At 68.6% G+C, this 8339-nt stretch carries 10 protein-coding genes; all 10 read left to right on the top strand.

Features of this window, described 5'->3' with window-relative positions; genetic code table 11:
• Positions 1-145 precede the first annotated feature (145 nt).
• Entirely contained in the window at positions 146-481 is a 336-nt protein-coding gene (locus ACZ4WS_RS38880; RefSeq protein WP_467987782.1) for a hypothetical protein, read from the top strand.
• A 107-nt stretch (positions 482-588) separates the two neighbouring features.
• Positions 589-1992: a DNA cytosine methyltransferase gene (locus ACZ4WS_RS38875; RefSeq protein ID WP_467987789.1), complete on the top strand. Its 1404-nt coding sequence runs from the start codon at positions 589-591 to the stop codon at positions 1990-1992.
• A gap of 104 nt (positions 1993-2096) precedes the next feature.
• Positions 2097-2705: a hypothetical protein gene (locus ACZ4WS_RS38870; protein ID WP_467987781.1), complete on the top strand. Its 609-nt coding sequence runs from the start codon at positions 2097-2099 to the stop codon at positions 2703-2705.
• A gap of 113 nt (positions 2706-2818) precedes the next feature.
• Positions 2819-3679: a phosphoadenosine phosphosulfate reductase domain-containing protein gene (locus tag ACZ4WS_RS38865; RefSeq protein ID WP_467987780.1), complete on the top strand. Its 861-nt coding sequence runs from the start codon at positions 2819-2821 to the stop codon at positions 3677-3679.
• A gap of 292 nt (positions 3680-3971) precedes the next feature.
• Positions 3972-4373: a hypothetical protein gene (locus ACZ4WS_RS38860; protein WP_467987778.1), complete on the top strand. Its 402-nt coding sequence runs from the start codon at positions 3972-3974 to the stop codon at positions 4371-4373.
• A gap of 83 nt (positions 4374-4456) precedes the next feature.
• Positions 4457-5404: a hypothetical protein gene (locus tag ACZ4WS_RS38855; protein WP_467987777.1), complete on the top strand. Its 948-nt coding sequence runs from the start codon at positions 4457-4459 to the stop codon at positions 5402-5404.
• 117 nt (positions 5405-5521) lie between these two features.
• Positions 5522-6277: a hypothetical protein gene (locus ACZ4WS_RS38850; RefSeq protein ID WP_467987776.1), complete on the top strand. Its 756-nt coding sequence runs from the start codon at positions 5522-5524 to the stop codon at positions 6275-6277.
• A gap of 124 nt (positions 6278-6401) precedes the next feature.
• Entirely contained in the window at positions 6402-6614 is a 213-nt protein-coding gene (locus tag ACZ4WS_RS38845) for a hypothetical protein (RefSeq protein ID WP_467987774.1), read from the top strand.
• A gap of 84 nt (positions 6615-6698) precedes the next feature.
• Positions 6699-7145, top strand: a complete 447-nt coding sequence (locus tag ACZ4WS_RS38840) for a hypothetical protein (protein ID WP_467987773.1) — start codon at positions 6699-6701, stop codon at positions 7143-7145.
• A gap of 107 nt (positions 7146-7252) precedes the next feature.
• Complete coding sequence (locus ACZ4WS_RS38835) at positions 7253-8143, top strand: hypothetical protein (RefSeq protein WP_467987772.1); 891 nt, start codon at positions 7253-7255, stop codon at positions 8141-8143.
• Positions 8144-8339 lie beyond the last annotated feature (196 nt).

Here is an 8339-nt window from a genome sequence, read left to right as displayed (position 1 = left end):
TGACCGCAATAGTCCACTTCTTTTCCGCAGAACTGCGGTCCGTCGGGACCTAGGGCGGCGGGCGTTGAACGCACCCCCCCAGCGTGCGGGGCCCGGAGGAAAAACCGGCCCCGCCACGCACGAACCCACAAGGACGGATGAACACATGACCCCCGGCATTCCCCCGGCCACCAACCACTGGCGCCTGGCGCTGACCGGCTACACCAGCAGCCCGGAACCGGCCCCGCTTCCTGACCACCTTCAGACGGCCCCGCTGCTGTGGGCGTCCCCGCCCTGGTTGTCGAGCTGGAGCCCGGCAGGCCGACGGCCCGCCTTCAGCGCCGAGGACCCCCGCTTGCGCAGCCTCCTGGCGGCCGAACTCGGTACCCGTTCCACCTACGACCTGATCCGCGCTGCGGAGACACGCAGCTTCCAGGTGGTCACGGTCGAGAACGTCATCGAGACCGCGGTCTGGCTCACGTCCCGGACCGTCGGCATGTAACTGCTTCCGAACTCTTTCAGCGCGTCAGGCCCGGAGGGCAAACCGGGCCTGACGCGCCCCGGAACCCACACTCGCAGGAAGAGAATTTGACCCTCACTTTCACCGACATGTATGCGGGCGCTGGCGGCTCCAGTACGGGCCTAGTCAACGCAGGCCTTGAACTCAGACTCGCGGCCAATCATTGGCAAGTTGCGGTCGACACGCACACAGCCAACCATCCCGACGCAGAGCATCTTTGCGCCGAGATGGAGTACTACGACATGAGGCGGCTCCCGAAGACGGACATTCTTTGGGCGAGTCCCATCTGTACGGAGATAAGCCCCGCAGGGGGGCGCCCACGCGTCAAGGGGCAGTTGGACGACGAGGAATGGAAAGCCCTCCCGGACAAGGCGTTCCAGCGGACACGGGCCACTGCCTTCGAAGTCATCCGTGCCGTTCAACTCCACCGCTACAAGGCCGTATTGGTCGAGAACGTCATCGAGTTCGCGACCGATTGGGAATTGTTCGACTGGTGGCTGGCTGGAATGGCACAGCTGGGATACGAATACCAGATCGTGTGTGTCTCGTCCGCGCACATCGGAGACGAGTTCAATCTTCCCGCTCCACAATGGCGCGACCGGCTGTACATCGTTTTCACGCAGATCGGGGTCCGGCTGCCAGACGTGAAGCCGACGCCGCTCGCTTTCTGCGAGGTCTGCGAGGAGGACGTGCACGCGGTGCAGACCTGGCGCAAGCCCCGTAAGCCCCGCAAAGGCCAGAAGCCCCGGAGGAGCGGAGTCGGCAAGTACGGCGTGCAGTACGACTACACGTGCCCTTGCGGCCACGGGGTCGTGGAGCCGTACGTCCAGCCCGCGTCCTCCATCATCAACTGGGACGACGAAGGCATTCGCATCGCCGAACGTGCCGAGCACGGGCTTGAGCCGTTGGCCGAGAGCACCGTTGCTCGCATTGAGGCGGGGCTGGAGATGTTCCCCGAGGCCCCCTCGGTGGTGACCCTGAACCACAGCGGACACGAGGGCAGGGCATTCCGGCCGGACACGGCCCCGCTTCCGTCCCGGTGCGCGAAGATCGGGGAAGGGCTGCTCCTCCCGCCCGGAACCCTCCCGTACGCCACGTCGTCGCCGGATCTGGCGGCTCCGCCGTTCGTCATCGAGCTGCGCAACCACGGCAAGGCGCGGAAGATCGACCGGCCGCTGTCCGCGGTCATGGCGGGTGGCAACCACCATGGGCTGGTCATCCCGTACCGCAAGGGCGCGAAGGCCAAGCCGACGTCCGAGCCGCTGCACACCCTCTCCACACACGACTCGGCCGGTCTGCTGCGGCAGGCGGCACGCATCGAGGACTGCCACTTCCGAATGCTCAAGTGGCGCGAGCAGATGAACGCCCAACGCTTCCCGCCCGGCTACATCGTCACGGGCACCAGCGATGCCGCCCGGACGGTCCAGGCCGGAAACGCGGTGAGCTGCAACGTCGCCCAGTGGCTCGGCCAGCGCGTGGCCGCCGTTCTGTAAACCCCGTGGGGCCGCCCCGGCGGCGGCCCCACCGCACTCTTCCCCTTTCAGCCGGGCCCGGAGGGCAAACCGGGCCCGGCGCCCACAAACCGAAGGAGCGCCGCATGGTCTTCTCAGATCCCCGGCACGACGGCCGCGAACGCATCGCCCATACCGCTCGCACCATCCAGCACACCCGTACCGCCCAGATGGCGATGCGGCTCCTGCTCACCCGGGGCATCCGCCCCCAGGTGACCCGTTCCCGCCCCACCGAGGCGCCGTGGGTGGACGTCACGTTCACCCACGGCGCCACCTCCGTCAGGTGGTCCAACACCTACTACCGCAACGGGCACAGCCTCCGATTCGAGCTCCTGCCGCTCACCCTGGCGCCCACCGTCCTCGCCGCCGTCAACAGCGCCCCGGACAGCGAGTTGGCCGCCTTTCACGACCCGACCGACTTCAAGGGCGAGGCCGCCCGGTGGCTGGACGACCAGACCGCGGGTCTGCTGGGCGTGGCCGACAGCCGCCCGATGCCGGGCTACGACGAGGAAGCGTCCGACACGCCGATCTACAGCTCGGAGTTGTCCGGGCGCTGGCAAGTGGAGGGGATCGCCCTCCTGGAACTGTCCGGCCCGGACATGACCGCCGTGTGCAACCTGGAGATCCTGCGCCTCAGCGAGGCAGCGGCGCACGCAGTCATCACCGCCTACGCAGCCCAGATCCCGCCGCGCTGATCCAGCCGGCTGCCTGGCACGCTCCACCCCGGCGAAGCCAGGCAGCCGGGACTGCCCCCTCGCTGCCCAGGGTCCGGGCAGCCCCACCGAACACCTCCATCTGGGAGAGATCCATGCCCCGAAACCTCAGCACCCCTCCGCCCTGCGGTAGCGCGTGCGGCGCCCAGCTCGAACTCTTCGCCCCGCCGCCCCTGCCCGCGCCGGCCGCCGGGTTCGACTGGGATCGCAACGACGTCGTGATCGTCGGCGACAGCGGCGGAAAGGACAGCGGCGTCCTCGTGCACGAGGTGTGCACGCAGGCCGACCAGGCAGGCCAACTACACAAGGTCAGGGTGTTGCACTGTGATCTCGGCCGTACGCCGAACGGGCACCTGATCGAGTGGCCCGGCGCGCTCGAAGTGGCCCGCAGCCACGCGGACCTGTACGGAGTGCCGTTCGTCGTCCGCCGCAGTCAGCGGTGGCCGTCCTTGTGGGACCGGATCATGGACCACGGCAATTTTCCAGGCTTCTTTGCCAGGTTCTGTACCTCGGATTTGAAGACGGCCGTCGGCCGCGACTACGTCGACGAGGTCGCCGCCGAGCTGCGGCTCGGCCGCCCCATCCGGGCCGGGTACGCGATGGGCATGCGCGCCGAGGAGTCCCGGGCCCGCGCCAAGAAGCCGGTCATCGAGCAGCACCGTATGACCGCGAAGACGCTGCGCGACGTCACAACCTGGCTGCCGGTCCACCACCTCAAGACGGACGAAGTCTGGAAGGCCCATCGCGAGCACGGCATCCCGTGGCACCCGGCTTACGAGCACGTGGGACGGCTCAGCTGCCGAGCCTGCCCGCTGGCCAAGCGTGCTGACCTGATCGCGTCCGCGCGGATCAACCGCGAGATCTTCGCGGAGTGGGCCGGGGCGGAGCAGCGTCTGGGCAAGCCGTTCAAGAAGAATCTCACCCTGAAGCAGATCATCGAACTTGCCCGCAGCTGACCGGACCAAGGGATACACCCCGGCCGCATCCCGCCCTGGCTCACTCCGGCAGGGCGACTACCCGGGAATCATCCACGAACCCGGCAGTTCGGGGGTCCGGCGACCCGGAACGCCGTTGACCCCCAACCCCCCGAAGGATAGATTTACCTATGTCGAAACGGGGTTAACGGCTCCGGAAGCAGCCTCTCACCTTCGTCAGGCCGCGAGCCGACCGTCTCGATTCCCAGCCGGAGCGCGGAAGGGCAAACCGCGCTCCGGCACCGAACCCACAGCCGTGAAAGGCAGCTCACCCATGGACTTCACAGGGCCTCTCGACATCAAGGCGCCTACCGACTACGCCCAACTCATCAAGTCGACACCGCCGGAGCGGGGCCACGCCCACCTGGCCTACGCCCTCCGCTGGGTCGGCGAGGACGGCACGAAGATCGACCGCGAAGGCGACGTCATCGCACCGGGCTGGGCCGACGCGCCCGACGGCTGGGAGACGTTCAACGCCACCTACGCCCCCGAAATGGCCGGAGAGATCTGCGCCGACCTCCTCTCCTACGTGTGGGAGGCAACCGGAGCTGAGGGCCTGGGCCTCTCGCTGCGAATCCTCCTCACCTCCCTGGCGGGCGAGGAGGTAGCCGAGGACGGAGACGTCCAGCACTCGCTGCGGACTCTCCTCGACTCCCTGGCTGACGCCCTCGACTGACGTTCCACCCCCGTATTCCTCCGGTGCGCGGCAGGGCAAAGCCGCGCACCGGAGCCGAACCCACCCACGCGAAAGAGCACCCCATGCAGACACACGCGATGCGCACCGCCGCCCGCGAGCGAGTCACAGCCGCACGTCATCAGCTCGATCTGACCACGGCCGTGCTGGCGCTCCGCCGGAGGGCGGCAGCGAGGCACAGGCGACAGATCAGCAAGACCGACGACAGCCTCCTCCAGTGCCGTTCCGAACAGCGGCTTCTTCCTTCCGACTTCAACAGCAAGTGGATCGAAGTCGCAGACGTGGAGCGGACGGTCCGTGAGCAGGCCCTCAGGGAGGAGGAGGCCCTGACGGCCGCCTACGAGGTCGTTGCCGCCGCCCACCGGCTGGCCCTCGGCGCGGCACACCGCGAGGTGCACCCCGTACCCGCACGAGGCACCGTGATCGCTCCGGCCAATCCCGTCGCGCACGCCGTCAACTACACCGCTACGTATGCCAGTTCACATGACAGCGACGCGATCGATCACCCCGCTTCGCTGTCGGCCGACCGCGTCGAGTTCGTCCTCGGCGTGTGGCAGAAGGTTCCGTCGGCGCGGATCCTCCTCGATGCGTCGTGTACCTACACCGTGGCTCTGCCCGGCAGCTACATCGAGTTGCGCCCTGTCGACGAGCCCGCGCCGACCGAGGGCGACGTGCTGCACGCCGCCCTCGGCGCGTACGGCGTGCCGTCGTACCCCATGTGGGAGTGCGGCATCACGTATCGCGTGATACCGCTCGACATCGCCGCCACTGGGGAAGACGTCCACACGGGCCCGCGCCTGTTCGTCAAGTCAGACGAAAGCGCCGATCGGCCGGTCGATGCCCACGACGAGCCGTGGACGATCACCCTGCACGACGCCGACGGCGACCTGATCGACACGCTGTACAGCGGTTCACACGTACCCGGGGGCATCGCCGAGGAGTCCGCAGACTGCGCGAAGTTCGCCGCGTCGTGGATCCGCGACAACGCGCGTGCCCACCTCCTCAGGACCTGACCCATCTCCCGAGTCCGGGACGCGGACACGCGCACGGCCGTCCGCGTCCCGGTATCGGCCCATCACTTTCTCCAGCCGGCGAACTGCCGTCCGGCCTCACCCGAAAGGCAACCAAGCATGGACACCCCCTCCCGCATCAAGACCCGCACCGACCGTGGCGAAGCCGCCGTGTGGGAATACCTCGACACCTCATGTGTCGGCGCCGTGTTCAACCAGGACCCCGCCGTCCGCGGCATGCGCGCCGTCCTGCTCTACGGCCGAGACCAGTGGGAGGCCGGGTGGGAGGTACTCCGCACCAGCCCCGCCTTCCGCAGCGAGGCGGAGACCGCCATCACCACCCTGTTCGGCGACGTCCTGCACTACTGGACCCGCCGCAGCTTCAACAACTTCGACCTTCTGCAGCAGCGCATCTGGGAACTGCGCGGGGAATTCGAGATCTTCGACTTCGGCAGGTTCGTCGACGAAGAGGAACTCGCGGCCCTGGCCCCCTCCGACGTGACCGAGGTCATCGCCCGCTTTCTGGCTGATCTGCTGCTGTGCGCCGAGCGGCTCAACCTCAGCTCCGAGGACCTCTTCGAGAACGGGCTGCGGTTCATCGTGGCCGACCTGAACCAGCTGAAGTTCGAACAGCTCCCGCGCGCCGAGCAGCAGGCGCACATCGCCCTGGCCACCCTGGCGGACCTGAAGCTCATCGCTGACTTCCGGCCGCACGGTGACGAAGGCAGCGGCATGTGGCATGTCCAGGAGAACCCGCTCGAAACCGCGTTCCTGCGCACCGGGGAAGTCGCCGCTTACGCCGAGCGACGCCGCACGCTCCTCCGGCCTCGCCCGGAGAACCCCGGAAGCACCCGGAGCGATTCCTCCCCGCGCTGACCGAAGCCCTCTCGTCCACCGTCCGGCAGGGCAAGCCGAACGACGGACCCCGGAACCCACGCCGTTCCTGGTGGGCGGGCGAAAGCACCCGCCCACCAGGAACGGCCCCGAGCGGAGTCTTCCTATGACCACCACCGCGAGCACCCCAGCCGACCCCGGCGCGGACTTCGAGCGGGCGGCACGCCAGGCCATGCGCCTGGTCGCCCCACCCAGGTTGCGCCTCATCGCCTCCCGGCCCCGGGCCGCAGCCAAGGCAGCCCTTTCTCCGGATGCCGACGTGGAGGCTCTCGCGATCAGCGTCGGCGTCCTCTGCCCCGTAGACGCAGGGCCTCGCTGACAGATCCCGGCTGATCAAGCTGGACGGCTTGGCCACCGTCTTCTCCTCGCCCCCGGCAACGCAATCACGACCACGTTGAAAGGCATGCCTCCCATGAATAACCTTGCCACCATTCCCGTCGCCGCCGTGCTGCTGCACGCCCTGGCCCTCAGTGAAGTCCCTGGGTTCCTGGATCTCGAAGAGGATTTCGTCATCGCCCACCCGCCGCACCTTTCCCAGGACAAGGCCCTCAACAGCGAGCACATCATCATCAACACCCCCTGGGGGGTCGACGTCAGCAACCCCGTCTCCCAGTACACAGGCGGCTTGTACGCCACGGCATACGAGGGCTACGACGGCTCGGACTACTGCGATATCGAGCGAGTCTATGAGGCACAGCCCGGATGGGACCTGATGGCCCACGCCGCCGCGTGCGCGGAGGCCGTCGCCGAGTGGTTTGCCTCGCGCCGGACAAGCGCCGAGGCGTCCGGAGGCGAAAGCGGGGCCGACGACACGGACGAAGTCCGTACCAGCACCACCGAAGTGTGCTGACTTGGGCAAAGCCGCCGGCCCCTGGAACCCACAATCGGATCTCCCGGAAGAGCCCCGCTTGCAGTACCCGACAGTGTAGGGCCTTGCATGAGACAGGATTAGCCACGATGACCACGACCAGAGAACAGTTCGAGCAGCGCCTCGCGCTGCTACGGCGCGACGCCCAGGAGCTCACCCGCAAGGACTTCGCGCACCTCGCCGGCGTCGCCGAGAAGACGGTCCGGAACTGGTTGGACGCCGACCCGGACTTCGCTTCTACAGCCCGGACAGGTCCGCGGCGAGTCCAGCTCTTCCCCTTTGACGAGGGCGCGCAGTGGGTGCGCGAACAGCTCTTCGGCCCCGACGAGCGAGCGCCGGAAGTGAGCCGGGGTCCCCGGCTCGCCGCGGAGCCCCATCGCATGCCGTACACGCCCGGCGAACGGTGGCGCTGGGTGGACACGGCGCGTCTTCGCGGTGTGACGCCGACCGCTGTACGGCTGCTTGCCTCCGACTACCGGGACCACCCCGAGCGCCCGTTTCCCCCGCGCGACGAGTTCGACCGCATGTTTGACGCCAGCGAAGTCTCCGCCTGGTTCTTGTGGTATGACACCACCCGCCCGGGATACACCGGCCCCCGCCCCGCCGAGATCGCAGCCGAGTCCGGCACGAAGGACACCCGCCGCAAGGAGGTGACCAGGCGCCTGAACGCGGCGATCGACAAGGGCGAAGGCCTGACCACCCAGGTGCTGGCCAAGGAACTCGGTGTGAGCGCCGACGTCGCGGCCCGCTACCTGCGGCAGGCGGCCGAGGCTGTTCTCCCCGAGCGCGGTCTGATCTCCCGCAGCCAGATCGCCGAGCGGCTGCCCACGACGTCCGCCACGCTCACGCCCGAGCAACGCCGCGAGAGAGTGAAGACCCTCCTCAAGCGCAAGAGCGCCCCCGCCCCCGTCATCACGGTGGCCGATACGCCCTACTACAACGAAACGGCCATCGCCGAGCTCCTCGCCCCTCCCGCGTGACCCCGCCGACTGCCGCGTCCCGTCGGACAGCCCGCGGTCGGCAATCTCACCTTCGCATCCCGGCGATCGAGTGTGGGGCCCTCGGCGGGGGGGGGGGGGGGGGGGGGGGGGGGGGGGGGGGTGGGTACCCCCCCCCCCTCCCCCCCCACCCCCCCCCCCCCCCCCCCCCCCCCCCCCCCCCCCCCCCCCCCCCCTT

This window comes from Streptomyces sp. NPDC029292 (assembly GCF_055569295.1).
This window is presented reverse-complemented; position numbering and strand designations above follow the sequence as displayed.